A 17,393-nucleotide genomic window follows, 5' to 3' on the forward strand; every position below is an offset into this window, starting at 1 on the left:
CGTCTTCGCGAGCAAGCTCGCTCCTACAGCGTAAGCCCGCGGTGCGGTCTTACTTGGCAGCCCAGGCGTTGAAGCGCTGTTCCAGTTGCTCGCCGTTGTCAGCCCAGAAGCTGACGTCGATCTGCACCTGGTTGGCGATGTTTTCCGGGGTGGTCGGCATGTCCTTCAGGACATCCTTGGCCAGCAACGGCACGGCTTGGGTGTTGGCCGGGCCGTAGGCGATGTTTTCCGAGTAGGTCTTCTGCTGCTGTGGCATCACCGAGAAGGCGATGAACTTCTTCGCTGCTTCAGCACGCTTGGCATCCAGACCTTTTGGAATGGCCCATGCGTCGAAGTCGTAGATGCCACCGTTCCACACGACTTTCAGGTTGCTTTCTTTCTGCACGGCAGCGATACGACCGTTGTAGGCCGAACTCATGACCACGTCACCGGAAGCAAGGTATTGCGGCGGTTGTGCACCGGCTTCCCACCACTGGATGTTCGGCTTGAGTTCATCGAGCTTCTTGAACGCGCGGTCTTGACCGTCTTTACCGGCCAGCACTTTGTAGACGTCCTTCGGCGCAACGCCGTCGGCCATCAGAGCGAATTCCAGGGTGTACTTGGCGCCTTTACGCAGGCCACGCTTGCCCGGGAACTGCTTGGTGTCCCAGAAATCCACCCAACTGGTCGGCGCGGATTTCAGCTTGTCGGCGTTGTAGGCCAGCACGGTCGACCACACGAAGAAACCCACGCCGCACGGCTGGATGGCGCCCTTGACGTAGTCTTCGGTCTTGCCGAACAACTTCGGATCAAGCTGTTCGAACATGTCTTCGTCGCAACCACGGGACAGTTCCGGCGACTCAACCTCTACCAGATCCCAGGACACGCTCTTGGTGTCGACCATGGCCTTGACCTTGGCCATTTCGCCGTTGTACTCGCCGGCCACGATCTTGCCGTTGCCTGCCGCTTCCCACGGTGCGTAGAAGGCTTTGACCTGAGCCGCCTTGTTCGCCCCGCCAAAGGACACCACGGTCAGGTCAGGGCCGGCCGCCATTGCGTGTGCCGCGCCCATCATGCCCAGTGCCAAAGCGGTGAATTTCAGGGATCTCAACATTTATTGTTCTCTCCACGTGCAGGGTTGGTGTTGGTATTGCCGGGGCGATCAGTTCGCCTCTAAAAGAGGATCAAGCGCGCGCACGTGCTCGACCTGCCAGCCAAGCGGTACCACGTCGCCGACGGCGAGCGCAGGATCAAGCTCGGCAATCGGCTGTTTCACGAAGAAGTCGGTCTTGCCGCAGACTTCCATGCGCACCCGGACGTGGTCGCCCAGATAGATGAATTCCTCGACCCGCCCGGAGAAGCGGTTGACGCATTGATCGCTGGAACCGTTGAGGCTCACTCGTTCCGGACGAATGGACAGGGTCACCGGCTCGCCGGTCTGGCCAACGTTGACCGCCAGGGCTTCCACCTTCTCACCGCGTCCGAGTTCCACAATGCAACGGTCGCCGGTTTGACTGTGCAGGCGGCCATTGAGACGGTTGTTCTCGCCGATGAAGTTGGCGACGAAGGTGTTTTTCGGCTCTTCGTAGAGGGTGCGCGGCGGCGCGATCTGCTGGATTTCGCCCTGATGGAACACCGCCACACGGTCGGACATGGTCAGGGCTTCGCCCTGATCGTGGGTCACGTAGACCACGGTGACGCCCAGGCGCTGGTGCAGGTGCTTGATTTCCATCTGCATGTGTTCACGCAGTTGTTTGTCGAGTGCGCCGAGGGGTTCGTCCATCAGCACCAGTTGCGGCTCGAACACCAGCGCACGGGCCAATGCCACACGCTGTTGCTGACCACCGGAGAGCTGCGCCGGGTAACGCTGGGCGAAGCTGTCGAGCTGGACCATGCTCAGTACGCGCTTGACCCGGGCACTGACGTCGCTCTTGTTCATGCCGCGCACGGTCAGCGGGAACGCCAGGTTCTCGGCCACCGTCATGTGCGGGAACAAGGCGTAGTTCTGAAACACCATGCCGATGTCGCGTTTGTGCGGTGGCACGTTGTTGATGGCGCGCCCGGCCAACAGGATTTCGCCTGCGGTCGGCGTTTCGAAGCCGGCGAGCATCATCAGGCTGGTGGTCTTGCCGGAGCCGGACGGCCCGAGCAACGTGAGGAATTCGCCTTTGCGAATGTCCAGGTTGAGGTCTTTGACGATCAGGTTCTCGCCGTCGTAGCTCTTCTGCACTCCACGAAAGCTGACCAGAACATCATTGGCCCCTGCGCTTGAATCGACCTGGCTCATACCCACACCTTTGTTATTGATGACTGCTGTGGGGTTAAGCCTAGTGGACGCTGAAGACCACGCAAATCGGGGGGCAAGAGAGATTCGCCTCAGCCGGATGGAAGGCTGGGGGTAGGGATTGCCCTACAAGGATGGCGCGTTTTGGCAACCGCAGTGACCGGCGGTCAGCTGCAAGCCGCAAGTAAAGGCAAACGCGGGTTTGCAGGATGTCGCAATTGGACATGCCACCACGACACCTGTGGGAGCGAGCCTGCTCGCGAAGGCGGTGTGTCAGTCGACATGAACATAGATTGATCAGACGCTTTCGCGAGCAGGCTCGCTCCCACAAGGTAAGGCGGTAGTGTTTAGAGCAGCTTGTGCTCCATCGCGTACTTCACCAGCTCCGCCAGCGAGGTGATGTTGAGCTTCTGCATCAGCCGCGCCTTATGGGTGCTGATGGTCTTGCTGCTCAGTGCCAGTTGCTGGGCAATGTCGTTGACGTTGGCGCCCTGGGCCAGGCGTTCGAACACGGAAAACTCGCGCTCGGAGAGCAACGAATGCAATGGCCTCGAGTCGGTCAGGCCGACCTCGAAGACCATGCGGTCGGCCAGTTCCGGGTCGATATAACGCCCGCCTGACGCCACTTTGCGAATGGCCGTCAGCAACAGTGCCGGATCGCTGTCCTTGGTTGCATAACCGGCGGCCCCGACCTTCAGCGCCCGGGCGGCCATTTGCGCTTCGTCGTGCATCGACAACACCAGGATCGCCGGCGGATTGTTCAGGGCGCGAATCCGCGGAATGGCCTCCAAGCCATTGACGCCCGGCATGGAAATGTCCAGCAACACCACCTCGCAGGGCACATGACGCAAGGTGTCGAGCAACTGTTCGCCATTGCTCGCCTCCCCCACCACCAGCAAGTCCTTGGCCAGGCCAATCAGTTGCTTGATGCCTTCGCGGACAATGGTGTGGTCTTCGGCTACCAGTACACGGATCACGTTCTTCTCCAGATTCAAGATCATTCGCGAGTAAGCCCACATTTGGAATGCGTTTCCCCTGTGGGAGCGAGCCTGCTCGCGAAAGCGTCAGCACAGATACCAAAAATTCTTCAGGCTTCGTCCAGCGGCACTCGCACACTTAGAGTCGTGCCTTCACCCGGCTCACTCTCAAGGGATAACTCCCCCCCCATGATCAACACCCGCTCACGCATTCCGACGATCCCGAAGGACGTTGGCCTGCCAGGCGCAGCTACAAATCCTACGCCATCATCGGCGACCGTCAGACACAACTCGTCGCCTTCCAGTGCCAGCGTCAGTTCAACAGTATGCGCCTGAGCATGGCGCATGACATTGGTCAGTGCTTCCTGAAGGATCCGGAACAGGCCGATGGCCTTGGCATCGCTGAGCACCGGCAGATTGTCCGGCACCTGCACCAGACACGGAATCTGCGTGCGCGCCTCGAATCGTCGGGCCTGCCATTCGATGGCCGAGGCAATGCCGGCATCGAGAATCGGCGGGCGCAAGGCAGTCGCCACGTCGCGAACCAACTGGAAGAGCTGGGCGATCAGGCGTTTCATGCTGCCCAGGCGCTCATTAAGGCCCGGATCAAGTTGCGCGTAAGCCAGTTCGCACATGGAGGTTTCCAGCTTGAGCACGGTCAGCATCTGCCCCAGTTCATCGTGAACTTCCCGAGCGATGCGCGCTTTTTCCTCTTCGCGCACGCTTTCCAGGTGCGCGGACAGCTCGCGCAGTTGTTCCCGGGAGCTGGCCAGCTCAAGCTCGATGCGCTTGCTCTCGCTGATGTCCCAGACGATGCCGTCCCAGACATAGGCGCCATCTTCCAGCCGGCGGGTGATGGCCTTGATTTCCGCCCAGCGCTGCTCACCCTGACGCGTGAGGATTCGCCCTTGCCACGACCAGTCGCTGTCGGTATCCAGCGCATGGTCCTGGGTCTGGTGATAACTGGCCTTGTCATCCGGATGCACCAGGCTGCGCAGACCTTTGTCGCGATGCGCCAGTGTGGCCGGTGAATAACCCACCAGGCTTTCGCTGCCTTCGCTGATGTAGGCAAAGTCGATCTGGCCAGTCACCGGTGCCCGCTCCAGGCGGAAAACCAGCCCCGGAACGTTGGCGGCGATGCCTTGCAGCCGCGCCTCGCTTTCCTGCAAGGCCGCCAGGGCGCGGCGCCGCTCGGTGACATCGTTGAGGTAAACCACCAGGTATTCGCCATCGCGAAAACGCAGAAAACTCAACGAAACATCGGCCGGCAGGATGCTGCCGTCGGCGCGCACGCAGTTGGTTTCGAAGCTTTGCGGCCCTTCTTCACTGGCCCGGGCGCGCTTCCACAGATTGAGCCAACGATCCATGTGCAGGCCGGGTTCGAAATCGATCAAGGGCCGATCGATGATCGCGCCGGCTGGATAGCCGAGCATGCTTTCCGCCGCACGATTGGCGTAGCGCACATGGCTGTCCCAGTTGACCCAGAGGATGCCGACGGTGCTTTGATCGATGGAAAACTGGGTGAGCCGCAGCGCCTCTTCGCTGGCGGCACGCAAGGCAATGTCCTCCTGCGCGACCATCAGGCGTTGTTCCAGACTGTGCTGCTGGCGACGCTGCCAGAACACGATGGCCATGCAACTCAACGCCAGCACGGCCAGCAACAGGCAGAGGTTTTGCCAGAACCCCCGCGACTCGGTGAGGCGTGGATACTTGGGCTGCAGCCATTGATTGTGCAGTTGCTCCAGATCCTTGGCCGGAATCGCCCGCAATGCGCTTTCGACGATACCCGCCAGTTCCGGTTTATCGCGACGCGTGGCTACCCGCAGCAGCTGCGGCAGGCCGACATCCCCGACTACCACCAACCCGGCAAACTCCGGCTCGACGGAGAGGCGCCCCAATTGCGCCTCATCGACCACCGCATAAGCCGCCTGCTGGCCCGTCAGTAATTGCAATGCCTGGCGCTCCATCGGGACGCCTTGCAAATTCAGGTGCGGATAGTTGCTGTGCAGGTAATCGGCGATGACGCTGGGCATGCGCACGGCGACGCGGGTCTGGCTGTCGAGCTTTTCCAGTTCGATCGCCCCGGCGCTTTTCTGGTCGCTGACCACCAGTTGCGGCACCCGCATGTAGGGGTCGGAGAATTGCCAGAGGCGCAGCCCGCCGGGTGTCTGGGTCAATCCCGGGGCGATATCGATTTCGCCTTCGCGTGCAGCAGTTTCCAGTTGTTCAAGGTCGGGAAAGTTGCGCCAGCTCAGCTCGACATTGAGGGTCTTTGCCAGGCGCTTCATCAAGTCGACATTCACTCCGGACAGGCGCTGCAAGCGGCGATCGTATTGCGCATAGGGTGCCTGCAACACCAGTCCGACCCGCAACTCGCCCTGCTGCGTCAGCCAGTGCTGTTGTTTCGGGGTCAGTTGGGCAACGTGCGCCGGGGGCACGACTGCCGCCCAACCCATCAAGGGAAACCACAAACAGCCGATAACCCACAGGCAGCGAAAACGCATCATTGAACTCTCACACACTGACAAATACTGACCAACCCATTAGGCTGCCGGAACAACTTCTGGCCTGGAATATCCGATGCCCCCTGTCTACCGCCTGGCACTGCCAGCATTGTGCCTGTCGTTGATCCTGCCTTGCGTTTTTTCCGTCGAGGCGGCCGAACCGGCGCCTGTCGCAGCAGAAAAGGCCGCCGAAGAAAAACCACTCGAACGTCAGCCGCTGCCTGAGCGTAGTCAGGAAGAAGCGGCTGCCCTTGAGCGAAAAATCCCGGCTCAGGAACAGCAACAACTGCAAGCGGGCACCGAGACGTTTCTGGCCTTGTGGAAACCGGCCAATACCGCCGAACCCAAAGGCGCGGTGATTATCATCCCGGGCGCCGGCGAAACCGTTGACTGGCCGCAAGCAGTCGGTCCTTTGCGGCGCAAATTGCCGGACGCCGAGTGGAGCAGCCTGAGTATCACCTTGCCGGACTTGCAAAGCGATGCCATTGCGCCACGAATCGTGGAGGCAACTCCGGCTCCCAAAGCCCCCGAAGCCGACAGCAAGGACTCGACCACCACAGCCCCGATCGAACAGGTGGCCGGTGGCGAGGCCGATGTGGCCGACAAGGCCATCGCTGAGACCACCGAAGAACAATCCAGGGCAGATGCCGAGCGCATCTTCGCCCGGATCGACGCCGCGATCGCGTTTGCCGAACAACAAAGCGCCCGTAGCATCGTGGTGCTGGGGCATGGCACTGGTGCCTATTGGGCGGCGCGCTACCTGAGCGAGAAGCAGCCATCGCAAGTCGAGAAACTGGTCATGGTCGCCACCCGCACACCGCTGGCAGCGAAGCCCGAGCTGGCGGAACTGACCCCGACCCTGAAACTGCCGACCGCCGATCTTTACTACAAAGACAAAGCGCTGGACCGCAACGCCGCGCTGGAACGCCTGCAGGCCAGCAAACGCTTGAAGTCCTCGACATTCAGCCAGGTCGCGCTCAAGGCCTTGCCCGATAGCAAGGCCGAACAGGAGCAATTGTTCCGGCGTGTGCGGGGCTGGTTGAATCCGCAGCCTGCGACAGACTGACAGACTGTGTCGCCTTCATCGCGGGCAAGCCACGCTTCCACAGGTTTTATGCCGGTCACGAAATTGCGTACAGCACAAAACCTGTGGGAGCGAGCTTGCTCGCGATAGCAGTATCACTGGCGACGCACGTTTCCGGCCTAGCGAAAATCCCGCCGCTCCCGAATCAGCGTATAGGCGCTATGCAGTTCACGCGTTCGCTCGGTGGCCTCACGCACCTGCGTCGCCGTTGCGCCACTGCCGGCGATCTTGTCCGGATGATGGCGACTGAGCAGGCGCCGGTAAGCACGCTTGATCTGCGCCGGTTCAGTGGTGGCCGACACCCCCAACAACTTCAAGGCGTCCTGATAGCTTGGCACGCTGTTGCCCAATGGCCGCTTCTGCGGCTCATAATCGTGGGCCAACGCCTGCACCTGGTGCGGCGTCCAGCCCAGCCACTGCCCCCACTGGCGGATCAACTCACGCTCACCGCTGCCTGCACGACCATCGGCCCAGACCATTCGCCAGCAGGCGCGTAACACGCCTTCCGCCGCATGGGGCTGGGCACTCAGGCGACGCAGATAACCGCGTAGCCGGTCGCGACCCGACTTGCCACGGTTGAACGCGGCAATTGCACGGCGCTGAGCCGGCCCGGACATGTCCAGCGAGCGCATTTCCGCCCGGGCCTGTTCGATGTGCCCGGCCATCACCTGGCCGTCGCACTTGGCAAGGCGTCCCAGCAGGACAAACAGCAACTCATCGTTGCGCAGCACCGGGCGGCCGCCCAGTTTTTCCCGCAAATGCCCCCAGCTCTGAAGGTGCAAGCGCCGATCCAGCGCCTGCCCCAACAACGCGCCGAGCATGGCCCCCGGAATACTGGCTATGGCAAAGCCCGCTCCGGCTCCGATAAGAGTCCCTGGCCACAGCATGTCAGCGGCTCGCTTCTATTAATGTTTCAACTTCAGCCAGACGCTCGTGAGTACCGACATCGACCCAGTGCCCCCTCAACTGCTCGCCGGTCACCAGCCCGTCAGCCATGGCTTTGCGCAACAGCGGCGCGAGCTTGAAGGCCCCTGCGGTGCAACCGTCGAACAACTGCGGATGCAACACGGCGATGCCGCTGTAGGTCAGGGTAGGAGCCTGCGGTTGACCGTCGTGCACCTGGCTTCCAACCAGGCTGAAGTCCCCGGTCGGATGATGCGGCGGGTTGCTGGCCAGCACCAGGTGCGCCAGGCCGTTGATGGGTTGATGCAGCACACTGAAGTCGTAATCGGTCCAGATATCGCCGTTGACCACCACAAAGGCTTCATCTCCCAATAACGGCAAGGCGCGGAAAATCCCGCCACCGGTTTCCAGGGGCTCACCCTCCGCCGAGTACTGAATGCTCACGCCATAGCGCGAACCATCGCCCAGATAGTCTTCGATCTGCTGACCGAGCCAGGCGTGATTGATCACGATGTCGGTGAACCCCGCGGCAGCCAGCGCCCGCAGGTGATACTCGATCAGCGGTACGCCACCGGCACGCACCAGCGGTTTTGGCGTGGTCAGGGTCAGCGGGCGCATGCGCTCGCCTTTGCCCGCGGCCAGAATCATTGCCTTCATGCTTTAACTCCGGCACGCAGGCTGGCCAGCAGCACATCCAGCTCGGCCAGTTCAGGGCGGCGAGCGATCACGGCATCTATATAGGCAAAGAAACGCGGAACATCGCCCAGATAACGCGGTTTGCCGTCGCGATGGCAGATGCGCGCGAAAATACCGATGACTTTCAGGTGACGTTGCACGCCCATCAAGTCGCTGGCCCGCAGAAAGTCCTCGAACTCGGGCTGAACCGGAATACCGAGCGCCCCCGCCTGCTGCCAGTAGCTTTCCAGCCAGCCGTGTACGCGCTCCTGGGGCCAACTGAGGAAAGCGTCCTTGAACAGGCAGGTCACGTCGTAGGTCACCGGGCCATATACCGCATCCTGGAAATCCAGCACGCCGGGGTTGGGCTCGCTGAGCATCAGGTTGCGCGGCATGTAGTCGCGATGCACCAGGACTTGTGGCTGTGCCAGGGCGCTGTCGATCAACAGATCGCTGACCTGCTGCCAGAGCACTTGCTGCGCCGCGTCGAATTCGATGCCCAATTCGCGCTTCACGTACCACTCGGGGAACAGTTCCAGTTCGCGACGAAGTAATGCCACGTCATAGCTCGGCAGCGGCGCAACCATCGGCAACTGCTGGAAAGCCAGCAACGCCTGCAGGGCATCGTTGAACAATTCGTCGGCGTTTTCGCTGTCGATGACATCCAGATAGGTCTTGTTGCCCAGGTCATTGAGCAAAAGAAAACCGCGATCGAGGTCTTCGGCATAAATTTTCGGCACATTTATTCCGGATTTCGCCAGCAAAAAGGCGATATCCACGAAAGGTTTGCAGTTTTCCTGGGGCGGTGGCGCGTCCATCACGATGAAACTTCTGCCATCGCCTTCCCAGCGGAAATACCGCCGGAAACTCGCGTCGCTGCTGGCCGCAGTCAACGTGGCCGGGGGTACGACGCCCCAGCCCTGCTCGGCAAAAAGGGTCGTCAATTGTTCATCGAGCCAAACTTTCAGGTGTTGCAAGCGTACATCTTGATCAGGCATTGCAAGGGTCTCCGACGGCGCTAGCCGTCAAGCGGGTCATGCTTTATTATCCAGCATCTTTTTCAGACCATCGAGAGGCGTGCGGCCCACACCGCGGGCAGATGGCACGCAGGAAGCCCGGACTAATAAGATGGCATTGAAATCCCCCGCGTTTCGTAAAAAATTTCCGTTGTTGGTTACCGGCAGTTTGCTGGCGCTGCAACCCCTTGCCACTTCCTACGTGGTCGCCGCGGAACAGTTTGACTGCTCAGTCTCTGCTTCGGGTTCCTGGGACTGCGCGCCAAAGACGCCGGCGGCTGCATTGCCACCGCGTCCCGTTCATGACGGCAGCGCAGTTTCCGCCACCGGCGAAGCCTCGGCCGAGAACGGTTCCAGTGAAGACACTGGCGCCAAGCCAGTACTGGTCACCGAATCCAAAGGCCGCGGCCTGAAGTCGCGTAGCGAAGACTACAGTCACCTCGACTGGGTTCCCCGCGAGCAGCTCACCGCCGCACAATTGGCCGAAACCGGCCCTTATTGCTCTGGTTCCTATATCGAACCGATTCGTCCTGGCATGAATGACAAGACGAATAAAAGTGACGCGCCTACCTTTATCGGCGCAAAAGCCTCCCGCTATAAGCAGGATGAGCAGGTCGCGACCCTGGCCGGCGACGTCGTCATGCGCCAGGGCAGCATGCAGGTCGAAGCCGACGAAGCCAACCTGTACCAGGCCGAGAACCGTGGCGACCTGAATGGCAATGTGCGCATTCGCGACAACGGCGCCCTGATCGTCGGCGACCACGCCGACGTGCAGCTCGACACCGGTGAAGCCAAGGTCGACAACGCCGAATACGTGATGCACAAATCACGTATCCGCGGTAATGCGCTGTACGCCAAACGTGCCGAGAACGCGATCATCCGCCTCAAGGATGGTACGTACACCACGTGCGAACCGAACAGCAACGCCTGGCAGCTCAAGGGCAACAACATCACCCTGAACCCGGCCACCGGCTTCGGCACGGCGACCAACGTGACGCTGCGGGTCAAGGACATTCCGGTCCTGTACACGCCGTACATCTATTTCCCGATCGACGACCGTCGCCAGTCCGGCTTCCTGCCGCCGACCATCGGCACCGGCAGCGATACCGGCTTCATGCTGGTCACCCCGTACTACTTCAACCTGGCGCCGAACTACGATGCCACGTTGTACCCGCGCTACATGGAAAAGCACGGCTTGTTGATGGAAGGCGAGTTCCGCTACCTGACCAAGTCCAGCGAAGGCCAGTTCGGTGCGGCGTACCTCAACGACGAAAGCGACGAACGCGACAAGCAGTCCGACGCCGAAAAAACCCGCTACATGTACAACTGGCAGCACAAGGGTGGCCTCGATTCACGAGTACTCACGCAAGTCGACTACACCAAGATCAGCGATCCGTATTACTTCCAGGATCTGCAGACCGACCAGATTGGCGTGAAAAGCAGCGACTTTGTGAACCAGCAAGGCTCCGTCACTTATCGTGGCGACACCTTCAACGCAGGCATCAACGCCCAGGCCTTTCAACTGGCGACCGTCTCGAACATCACGCCGTACGATCGCCTGCCGCAGCTCACCCTTGATGGCGTGCTGCCGTACCATCCAGAAGGCATGAATTTCACTTACAGCACTGAGCTCGTTCGATTTGACCGGGATCTGAAAAGCGGAACGTACTTTGACGAAGACGGCGGCCCGTTCAACGACGACGGAACCGTCGGCACTCCCCGCCTTGATAACAACGTTCAAGGTCTGGCTCGCGCCACTGGCGACCGTCTGAACCTTGCGCCAGCCATCAGCCTGCCAATGAGCACGTCATACGGTTACCTGACACCGACGCTCAAATACCAGTACACACAGTACCAACTGGATCTGGACAGTCTCGGCAAAAGTCAAATCGCGGCTCAGGATCAGGCCGCTGCTGCAGCCGGGACTAAAAATCTCAATGGTGATTTTGGCAGCAACCAGAACCGCAGCGTGCCAATCGCCAGCATCGACAGCGGCCTGTACTTCGATCGCGATACCCAGTATTTCGGCAAGAACTATCGCCAGACCCTCGAGCCGCGCCTGTTCTACCTGTACGTGCCTGAGGTCGACCAGGTAGACATTCCGGTATTCGATACCAGCGAATACACCTTCAACTATGCGTCGCTGTTCCGCGACAATCGCTTCTCCGGCTCCGACCGTGTCGGCGACGAAAACAAACTGTCCCTGGGCGTGACCAGCCGCTGGATCGAAGACAACGGTTTCGAGCGTCAACGCATCAGTGTCGGCCAAGCCTTGTATTTCAAGGACCGCGAAGTTCAGTTGCCAGGCATCAATCCAAAAACCCGCCAGGATACGCAGTCCAACGTTTCGCCTTACGCTCTGGAATACGAATATCGCTGGAACCGCGACTGGCGTACCACGGCCGACTACAACTGGGACCCGGACAGCCGCAGCCCTCGCTCGGGCAGCGCGATGTTCCACTACCAGCCTGAAGACAACCCGAACAAGATCGTCAACCTCGGCTATCGCTATCGCAATGACCAGATCCGTTACGACCAGAACACCGGTCAATGGACCGTGGGCGGTGGTGACTACGGCACCCCTGGCCAGCCTGGCTACGTGAAGGATTACTACAAGATCGAACAGCACGATTTCTCGGTGATCTGGCCGATCGTGCCGCAATGGAGCGCTATCAGCCGCTGGCAGTATGACTACAACCGCAACCGCACCCTGGAAGCCTTCGGTGGTTTCGAGTACGACAGCTGCTGCTGGAAACTGCGCCTGATCAACCGTTACTGGGTTTCCTATGACGAGTTCAGCCAGGAAGCACCGCAAAACGAAAAAGGCGACCATGGCGTCTTCCTCCAAATTGTTCTGAAGGGACTCGGCGGCCTCACCGGCGCCAAGGCAGAGAGCTTCCTCGACAAAGGCATTCAAGGTTATCGTGAACGTGAAGACCAAGCTTTCTGATTGTCTGCGCCCGCTGATGCTGGGCGCGCTGTTCCTGAGTACGGCGGCCAGCGCCGCCGTGCAGTCCATCGATAAAGTGGTGGCCATCGTCGACAACGACGTGGTCATGCAGAGCCAACTGGACCGACGCGTTCATGAAGTTCAGCAAACCATTGCCAAGCGTGGCTCTGCCGTGCCGCCTGCCAGCGTGCTGGAGCAGCAGGTACTTGAGCGCCTGATCGTCGAAAACCTGCAATTGCAGATCGGCGAGCGTTCCGGCATCCGCATTACCGATGAAGAGTTGAACCAGGCCGTGGGCACCATTGCCCAGCGCAACAACATGTCGATCGAGCAGTTCCGCGCCGCCCTGACTCGCGACGGTCTATCCTATGAAGACGCACGTGAGCAGATTCGCCGCGAAATGGTCATCAGCCGCGTGCGCCAGCGTCGGGTCGCCGAACGCATTCAGGTCTCCGAGCAGGAAGTGAAGAACTTCCTGGCGTCTGACCTGGGCAAAATGCAGCTGTCCGAAGAGTTCCACCTGGCCAACATCCTGATTCCTACACCGGAAAGCGCCAACTCCGAAGCGATTCAGAGTGCCGCCAAACAGGCCGATGCGATTTACCAGCAGCTCAAGCAAGGCGCTGACTTCAGTCAGTTGGCAATCGCCAAATCCGCCAGCGAAACCGCTCTGGAGGGTGGTGACATGGGCTGGCGTAAAGCCGCTCAATTGCCTCCGCCGTTCGATCGTCTGCTGAGCACCATGCCGGTGGGTGATGTCACCCAGCCAATGCGCACCCCGGGCGGCTTCATCATCCTGAAGATCCTCGACAAGCGTGGCGGCGAGACCCAGATGCGCGACGAAGTGCATGTGCGTCACATCCTGGTCAAGCCGAGCCCGATCCGCGACGAAGCGAAAACCAAGGCCCTGGCCGAATCGCTCTACAGCCGTATCGAGGCTGGCGAAGACTTCGCCGAGCTGGCGAAAAACTACTCGGAAGACCCGGGTTCCGCCCTCAACGGCGGCGACCTGAACTGGATCGACCCGAACGCGCTGGTGCCAGAGTTCCGCGAAGTGATGGCCAAGACCCCACAAGGTCAGCTGTCCAGGCCGTTCCAGACTCAATACGGCTGGCATGTCCTGGAAGTCCTTGGCCGTCGCGCCACCGACAGCACCAGCCAGGCTCGCGAGCAGCAAGCCATGACCGTTTTGCGTAACCGCAAATACGACGAAGAGCTGCAAACCTGGCTGCGTCAGATCCGTGACGAAGCGTATGTGGAAATCAAACTCCCTGGCGCCGACCAGGCAGCACAGTGAAACCCCAACGTTTCGCGCTGACACCCGGTGAACCAGCCGGCATAGGTCCCGACCTGTGCCTGCTGCTCGCCTCACAAGCCCAGCCCCATCCCCTGATTGCCATTACCAGCCGCGACCTGCTCATCGAGCGGGCCGCGCAACTGGGCGTGGCGGTCGACTTGCTGCCGGTCACCCCGGGCAACTGGCCGGATGCCCCCGCGCCAGCCAACAGCCTGTATGTCTGGGACACACCGCTCAACGCCAAAGTCATTGCCGGACAACTGGACAAGGCCAACGCTGCGTTCGTCCTGGAAACCCTGACCCGGGCCGGCCAAGGTTGCCTGAGCGGGGATTTTGCCGGCATGATTACCGCGCCTGTGCACAAAGGCGTCATCAACGAATCCGGCATCGCCTTCTCCGGGCACACGGAATTCCTTGCAGACCTGACCCATACCGCGCAAGTGGTGATGATGCTGGCCACTCGTGGCTTGCGCGTGGCCCTGGTGACCACTCACCTGCCCCTTCGCGAGATTGCCGATGCCATCACGCCGGAGCGTCTGGAACGCGTCACGCGAATCCTGCACGCCGACCTGCAAAACAAGTTCGGCATCGCCCGGCCACGTATCCTGGTCTGCGGGCTCAACCCGCATGCCGGTGAAGGCGGGCACCTGGGCCATGAAGAAATCGATATCATCGAACCCACATTAGAGCGCCTGCGCGGCGAGGGCATGGACCTTCGCGGCCCCCTGCCCGCCGACACTCTGTTTACCCCCAAATATCTGGAGCACTGCGATGCGGTGCTGGCGATGTACCACGACCAGGGCCTACCGGTGCTGAAGTACAAAGGCTTCGGCGCGGCAGTCAACGTGACCCTCGGCTTGCCGATCATCCGTACGTCGGTCGACCACGGCACCGCCCTGGATCTGGCCGGCAGCGGCAAGATCGACACCGGCAGCCTGCAAGTCGCCCTGGAAACCGCCTACCAGATGGCCGAGACCCGTTTATGACCGAGCACTACCAACACAAGGCGCGCAAACGCTTTGGCCAGAACTTCCTGCACGATGCCGGCGTTATCGACCGCATCCTGCGTTCCATTCATGCCAAGGCAGAAGACCGCCTGCTGGAGATCGGCCCGGGACAGGGCGCACTGACCCAAGGCCTGCTCAGCAGCGGCGCGCAACTCGACGTGGTGGAACTGGACAAGGACCTGATCCCGATCCTCAACCAGCAGTTTGCCGACAAGAGCAACTTCAACCTGCATCAGGGCGATGCGCTGAAGTTCGACTTCAACAGCCTGAATGCCGCGCCGGGCAGCCTGCGAGTGGTCGGTAACCTGCCGTACAACATCTCCACGCCGCTGATTTTTCACCTGCTGCACAACTCGCACCTGATCCGCGACATGCACTTCATGCTGCAAAAGGAAGTGGTCGAGCGCCTGGCTGCGGGCCCGGGTGGTGGTGACTGGGGCCGTCTGTCGATCATGGTTCAGTACCATTGCCGGGTCGAACACCTGTTCAACGTCGGCCCGGGCGCGTTCAACCCGCCACCGAAAGTCGATTCGGCCATCGTGCGGCTGGTGCCCCACGCAGAACTGCCGCACCCGGCCAAGGATCACCGCCTGCTGGAGCGCGTCGTGCGCGAAGCGTTCAACCAGCGCCGCAAAACCCTGCGCAACACCCTCAAGCTGCTGCTGAGCAATGCCGAAATCGAAGCCGCCGGCGTCGATGGCAGCCTGCGTCCCGAGCAGCTCGACCTGGCCGCCTTCGTGCGCCTGGCTGACAAGCTCAGCGAACAGGCGCCACAAAAGCCTGCCGCGAACTGACAGGCGATGAGCGCTATCGGGTAGGACGCCACTCTGGTCTACTACCCGATACTTGGCCTAGACTGAACTCCATCAGCTACGCCCCGCGTCCCGCTTCGTTTTTAAGGCCTCTTGCATGTCCGATCCTCGTTATCAGGTCGACGTCAGCGTCGTCACCCGCTATCTGGCAGAACAATCGCAACCCGAGCACGACCGCTTTGCCTTCGCCTATACCATCACCGTGCAAAACAATGGCGAAATGCCCGCCAAACTGCTTTCACGGCACTGGGTCATCACTGATGGTAACGGGCATGTCGAAGAAGTCCGCGGCGCAGGCGTCGTCGGCCAGCAGCCTCTGATCGACCCGGGCAAGAGCCACACCTACAGCAGCGGCACCGTGATGACCACCAAGGTCGGCACCATGCAAGGCACCTATCGGATGCTGTCCGACGACGGCAAACATTTCGATGCCGTCATCGCGCCCTTCCGCCTGGCGGTGCCCGGAGCCCTGCACTGATGGCAACCTACGCTGTCGGCGACCTGCAAGGCTGCCTTCAGGCCCTGCAATGCCTGCTCAAACAAGTGGCGTTCGACCCTCAACGCGATCGCCTGTGGCTGGTGGGCGACCTGGTCAACCGCGGCCCACAGTCGCTGGAAACCCTGCGCTTCCTCTATAGCATCCGCGAATCGCTGGTGTGCGTGCTCGGCAACCACGACCTGCACCTGCTGGCGGCCGGACGCAACATCGAACGCCTGAAGAAGGCCGACACCCTGCACGAGATCATTGAAGCGCCGGATAGCGCCGAACTGCTCGAATGGCTGCGCCAGCAAAAGCTCATGCACTACGACGAACAGCGCAACGTGGCACTGGTCCATGCCGGCATTCCACCCCAGTGGTCGCTGCGCAAAGCCTTGAAGTGTGCTGCCGAAGTCGAGACCGCCTTGCGTGACGACAACCTGCTGCCGCCCTACCTCGATGGCATGTACGGCAACGATCCGGCGAAATGGGACAATGACCTCAAAGGCGTGACGCGCCTGCGGGTGATCACCAATTATTTCACCCGCATGCGTTTTTGCACCGCCGAAGGCAAACTCGACCTCAAGAGCAAGGAAGGCCTCGGTACCGCACCTCCAGGCTACAAACCCTGGTTCCAGCACAAGGAACGCAAGACCAAGGGCCTGAAGATCATCTTCGGTCACTGGGCAGCACTGGAAGGCAATATCAATGAGCCTGGCATCTCGGCCCTCGACACTGGCTGCGTCTGGGGCGGCGCCCTGACCCTGATGAACGTCGACAGCTTTGAGCGCCTGTCCTGCAAATGCGACGAACACGGCCATGCCGTGCCGCCAGTCGCCTCATCCATTCCCCAAACATCGCCAGCCAGCGCACCGCGCTAGACTGCCCATTCTGCCGAGCCAAAGGAGCCCGCCATGAGCGAATTCAAACGTATCCCCCCGGAACAGGCCCAAGCCCTGCGCGAACAAGGCGCAGTGGTGGTCGACGTCCGCGACCCGGCCACTTTTGCCGCCCTGCATATCGCAGGCTCGAAGCATCTGGACAATCATTCCCTGCACGCTTTCATCCAGGGCGCCGACCTCGACGCGCCGACCGTGGTGGTCTGCTATCACGGCAATTCCAGCCAGGGTGCGGCCGCCTACCTGATCAGCCAGGGCTTCTCCGACGTCTACAGCATGGATGGCGGATTCGAGTTGTGGCGTACGACCTATCCGACGGAAACGGCGCAAGGCACTTCCGAATAATTTTTTTGTAACGTTGCAGGCCCCGGCTCCCGCGGGCTAGCGCGGTGGCAGACGAACGGTCTGCCACAACTAATTACGTATCTCGCCTTTACCTCCCGAATTCCCAACTATCCTTAAGCCCAGGCCATCCAAAACAGGGGAGAGCCGGTACACCGGCGCACGGGTCATCGGGAGTAGCTTTCG

15 protein-coding genes are annotated in these 17,393 nt (G+C 60.8%); 8 read left to right on the top strand and 7 right to left on the bottom strand.

Going from position 1 to position 17,393, the window contains the following annotated elements:
* Positions 1 to 49: 49 nt before the first annotated feature.
* The 4 genes from PPUTUW4_RS25030 to PPUTUW4_RS25045 all read right to left on the bottom strand — a co-directional run bounded on the left by PPUTUW4_RS25030 (position 50) and on the right by PPUTUW4_RS25045 (position 5,747).
* The gene (locus tag PPUTUW4_RS25030; RefSeq protein ID WP_007980202.1) at positions 50 to 1,093 is read right to left on the bottom strand and encodes an ABC transporter substrate-binding protein; all 1,044 of its coding nucleotides are present in this window, start codon (positions 1,091 to 1,093) and stop codon (positions 50 to 52) included.
* Positions 1,094 to 1,141: 48 nt separating this feature from the next.
* Positions 1,142 to 2,266: an ABC transporter ATP-binding protein gene (locus PPUTUW4_RS25035; RefSeq protein WP_015097056.1), complete on the bottom strand. Its 1,125-nt coding sequence runs from the start codon at positions 2,264 to 2,266 to the stop codon at positions 1,142 to 1,144.
* Between the two features lie 344 nt (positions 2,267 to 2,610).
* Positions 2,611 to 3,264: a response regulator transcription factor gene (locus PPUTUW4_RS25040; RefSeq protein WP_007993216.1), complete on the bottom strand. Its 654-nt coding sequence runs from the start codon at positions 3,262 to 3,264 to the stop codon at positions 2,611 to 2,613.
* A gap of 86 nt (positions 3,265 to 3,350) precedes the next feature.
* Positions 3,351 to 5,747: a sensor histidine kinase gene (locus PPUTUW4_RS25045; RefSeq protein WP_015097057.1), complete on the bottom strand. Its 2,397-nt coding sequence runs from the start codon at positions 5,745 to 5,747 to the stop codon at positions 3,351 to 3,353.
* Positions 5,748 to 5,820: 73 nt separating this feature from the next.
* Between PPUTUW4_RS25045 and PPUTUW4_RS25050 the strand changes: the two genes are divergently transcribed.
* The gene (locus PPUTUW4_RS25050) at positions 5,821 to 6,810 is read left to right on the top strand and encodes an alpha/beta hydrolase family protein (protein ID WP_015097058.1); all 990 of its coding nucleotides are present in this window, start codon (positions 5,821 to 5,823) and stop codon (positions 6,808 to 6,810) included.
* A 137-nt stretch (positions 6,811 to 6,947) separates the two neighbouring features.
* Here PPUTUW4_RS25050 and PPUTUW4_RS25055 read toward each other — a convergent pair whose 3' ends face one another.
* The 3 genes from PPUTUW4_RS25055 to PPUTUW4_RS25065 are packed head-to-tail and all read right to left on the bottom strand — an operon-like array spanning position 6,948 to position 9,404.
* Complete coding sequence (locus PPUTUW4_RS25055; RefSeq protein WP_015097059.1) at positions 6,948 to 7,715, bottom strand: TerB family tellurite resistance protein; 768 nt, start codon at positions 7,713 to 7,715, stop codon at positions 6,948 to 6,950.
* Position 7,716: 1 nt separating this feature from the next.
* Entirely contained in the window at positions 7,717 to 8,388 is a 672-nt protein-coding gene (gene murU, locus PPUTUW4_RS25060; protein ID WP_015097060.1) for an N-acetylmuramate alpha-1-phosphate uridylyltransferase MurU, read from the bottom strand.
* Positions 8,385 to 9,404, bottom strand: a complete 1,020-nt coding sequence (locus tag PPUTUW4_RS25065) for a phosphotransferase (protein ID WP_015097061.1) — start codon at positions 9,402 to 9,404, stop codon at positions 8,385 to 8,387. The genes murU and PPUTUW4_RS25065 overlap by 4 nt, the downstream gene beginning before the upstream one ends.
* 130 nt (positions 9,405 to 9,534) lie before the next feature.
* Here PPUTUW4_RS25065 and PPUTUW4_RS25070 point away from each other — a divergent pair, with 130 nt between their 5' ends.
* The 7 genes from PPUTUW4_RS25070 to glpE all read left to right on the top strand — a co-directional run bounded on the left by PPUTUW4_RS25070 (position 9,535) and on the right by glpE (position 17,210).
* Positions 9,535 to 12,372 (top strand): LPS-assembly protein LptD, encoded by a 2,838-nt coding sequence (locus PPUTUW4_RS25070; protein WP_015097062.1) that lies wholly within the window; start codon positions 9,535 to 9,537, stop codon positions 12,370 to 12,372.
* Positions 12,347 to 13,669 (top strand): peptidylprolyl isomerase SurA, encoded by a 1,323-nt coding sequence (surA, locus tag PPUTUW4_RS25075; RefSeq protein ID WP_173862082.1) that lies wholly within the window; start codon positions 12,347 to 12,349, stop codon positions 13,667 to 13,669. Before PPUTUW4_RS25070 ends, surA begins: the two co-directional genes overlap by 26 nt.
* Positions 13,666 to 14,655 (top strand): 4-hydroxythreonine-4-phosphate dehydrogenase PdxA, encoded by a 990-nt coding sequence (gene pdxA, locus PPUTUW4_RS25080; protein ID WP_015097064.1) that lies wholly within the window; start codon positions 13,666 to 13,668, stop codon positions 14,653 to 14,655. Before surA ends, pdxA begins: the two co-directional genes overlap by 4 nt.
* The gene (gene rsmA, locus PPUTUW4_RS25085; RefSeq protein WP_015097065.1) at positions 14,652 to 15,470 is read left to right on the top strand and encodes a 16S rRNA (adenine(1518)-N(6)/adenine(1519)-N(6))-dimethyltransferase RsmA; all 819 of its coding nucleotides are present in this window, start codon (positions 14,652 to 14,654) and stop codon (positions 15,468 to 15,470) included. The genes pdxA and rsmA overlap by 4 nt, the downstream gene beginning before the upstream one ends.
* A 115-nt stretch (positions 15,471 to 15,585) precedes the next feature.
* Positions 15,586 to 15,966, top strand: a complete 381-nt coding sequence (gene apaG, locus PPUTUW4_RS25090) for a Co2+/Mg2+ efflux protein ApaG (RefSeq protein WP_015097066.1) — start codon at positions 15,586 to 15,588, stop codon at positions 15,964 to 15,966.
* Positions 15,966 to 16,847 carry a symmetrical bis(5'-nucleosyl)-tetraphosphatase gene (locus PPUTUW4_RS25095; protein WP_015097067.1) on the top strand — a complete coding sequence of 294 codons (882 nt, stop codon included), beginning with the start codon at positions 15,966 to 15,968 and terminating at the stop codon, positions 16,845 to 16,847. The genes apaG and PPUTUW4_RS25095 overlap by 1 nt, the downstream gene beginning before the upstream one ends.
* 33 nt (positions 16,848 to 16,880) lie before the next feature.
* On the top strand, positions 16,881 to 17,210 hold the full coding sequence (gene glpE / locus PPUTUW4_RS25100; protein ID WP_015097068.1) for a thiosulfate sulfurtransferase GlpE: 330 nt from the start codon (positions 16,881 to 16,883) through the stop codon (positions 17,208 to 17,210).
* Positions 17,211 to 17,393: the final 183 nt, after the last annotated feature.

It is taken from the genome of Pseudomonas sp. UW4 (assembly GCF_000316175.1).
Taxonomy (GTDB): Bacteria; Pseudomonadota; Gammaproteobacteria; order Pseudomonadales; family Pseudomonadaceae; genus Aquipseudomonas; species Aquipseudomonas laurylsulfatiphila.

What these genes read in the sequence shown, in the direction of transcription:
- PPUTUW4_RS25030 (WP_007980202.1), bottom strand. Translation starts at nt 1,093, where the DNA reads ATGTTGAGATCCCTGAAATTCACCGCTTTGGCACTGGGCATGATGGGC.
- PPUTUW4_RS25035 (WP_015097056.1), bottom strand. Translation starts at nt 2,266, where the DNA reads ATGAGCCAGGTCGATTCAAGCGCAGGGGCCAATGATGTTCTGGTCAGC.
- PPUTUW4_RS25040 (WP_007993216.1), bottom strand. Translation starts at nt 3,264, where the DNA reads ATGATCTTGAATCTGGAGAAGAACGTGATCCGTGTACTGGTAGCCGAA.
- PPUTUW4_RS25045 (WP_015097057.1), bottom strand. Translation starts at nt 5,747, where the DNA reads ATGATGCGTTTTCGCTGCCTGTGGGTTATCGGCTGTTTGTGGTTTCCC.
- PPUTUW4_RS25050 (WP_015097058.1), top strand. Translation starts at nt 5,821, where the DNA reads ATGCCCCCTGTCTACCGCCTGGCACTGCCAGCATTGTGCCTGTCGTTG.
- PPUTUW4_RS25055 (WP_015097059.1), bottom strand. Translation starts at nt 7,715, where the DNA reads ATGCTGTGGCCAGGGACTCTTATCGGAGCCGGAGCGGGCTTTGCCATA.
- murU (WP_015097060.1), bottom strand. Translation starts at nt 8,388, where the DNA reads ATGAAGGCAATGATTCTGGCCGCGGGCAAAGGCGAGCGCATGCGCCCG.
- PPUTUW4_RS25065 (WP_015097061.1), bottom strand. Translation starts at nt 9,404, where the DNA reads ATGCCTGATCAAGATGTACGCTTGCAACACCTGAAAGTTTGGCTCGAT.
- PPUTUW4_RS25070 (WP_015097062.1), top strand. Translation starts at nt 9,535, where the DNA reads ATGGCATTGAAATCCCCCGCGTTTCGTAAAAAATTTCCGTTGTTGGTT.
- rsmA (WP_015097065.1), top strand. Translation starts at nt 14,652, where the DNA reads ATGACCGAGCACTACCAACACAAGGCGCGCAAACGCTTTGGCCAGAAC.
- apaG (WP_015097066.1), top strand. Translation starts at nt 15,586, where the DNA reads ATGTCCGATCCTCGTTATCAGGTCGACGTCAGCGTCGTCACCCGCTAT.
- PPUTUW4_RS25095 (WP_015097067.1), top strand. Translation starts at nt 15,966, where the DNA reads ATGGCAACCTACGCTGTCGGCGACCTGCAAGGCTGCCTTCAGGCCCTG.
- glpE (WP_015097068.1), top strand. Translation starts at nt 16,881, where the DNA reads ATGAGCGAATTCAAACGTATCCCCCCGGAACAGGCCCAAGCCCTGCGC.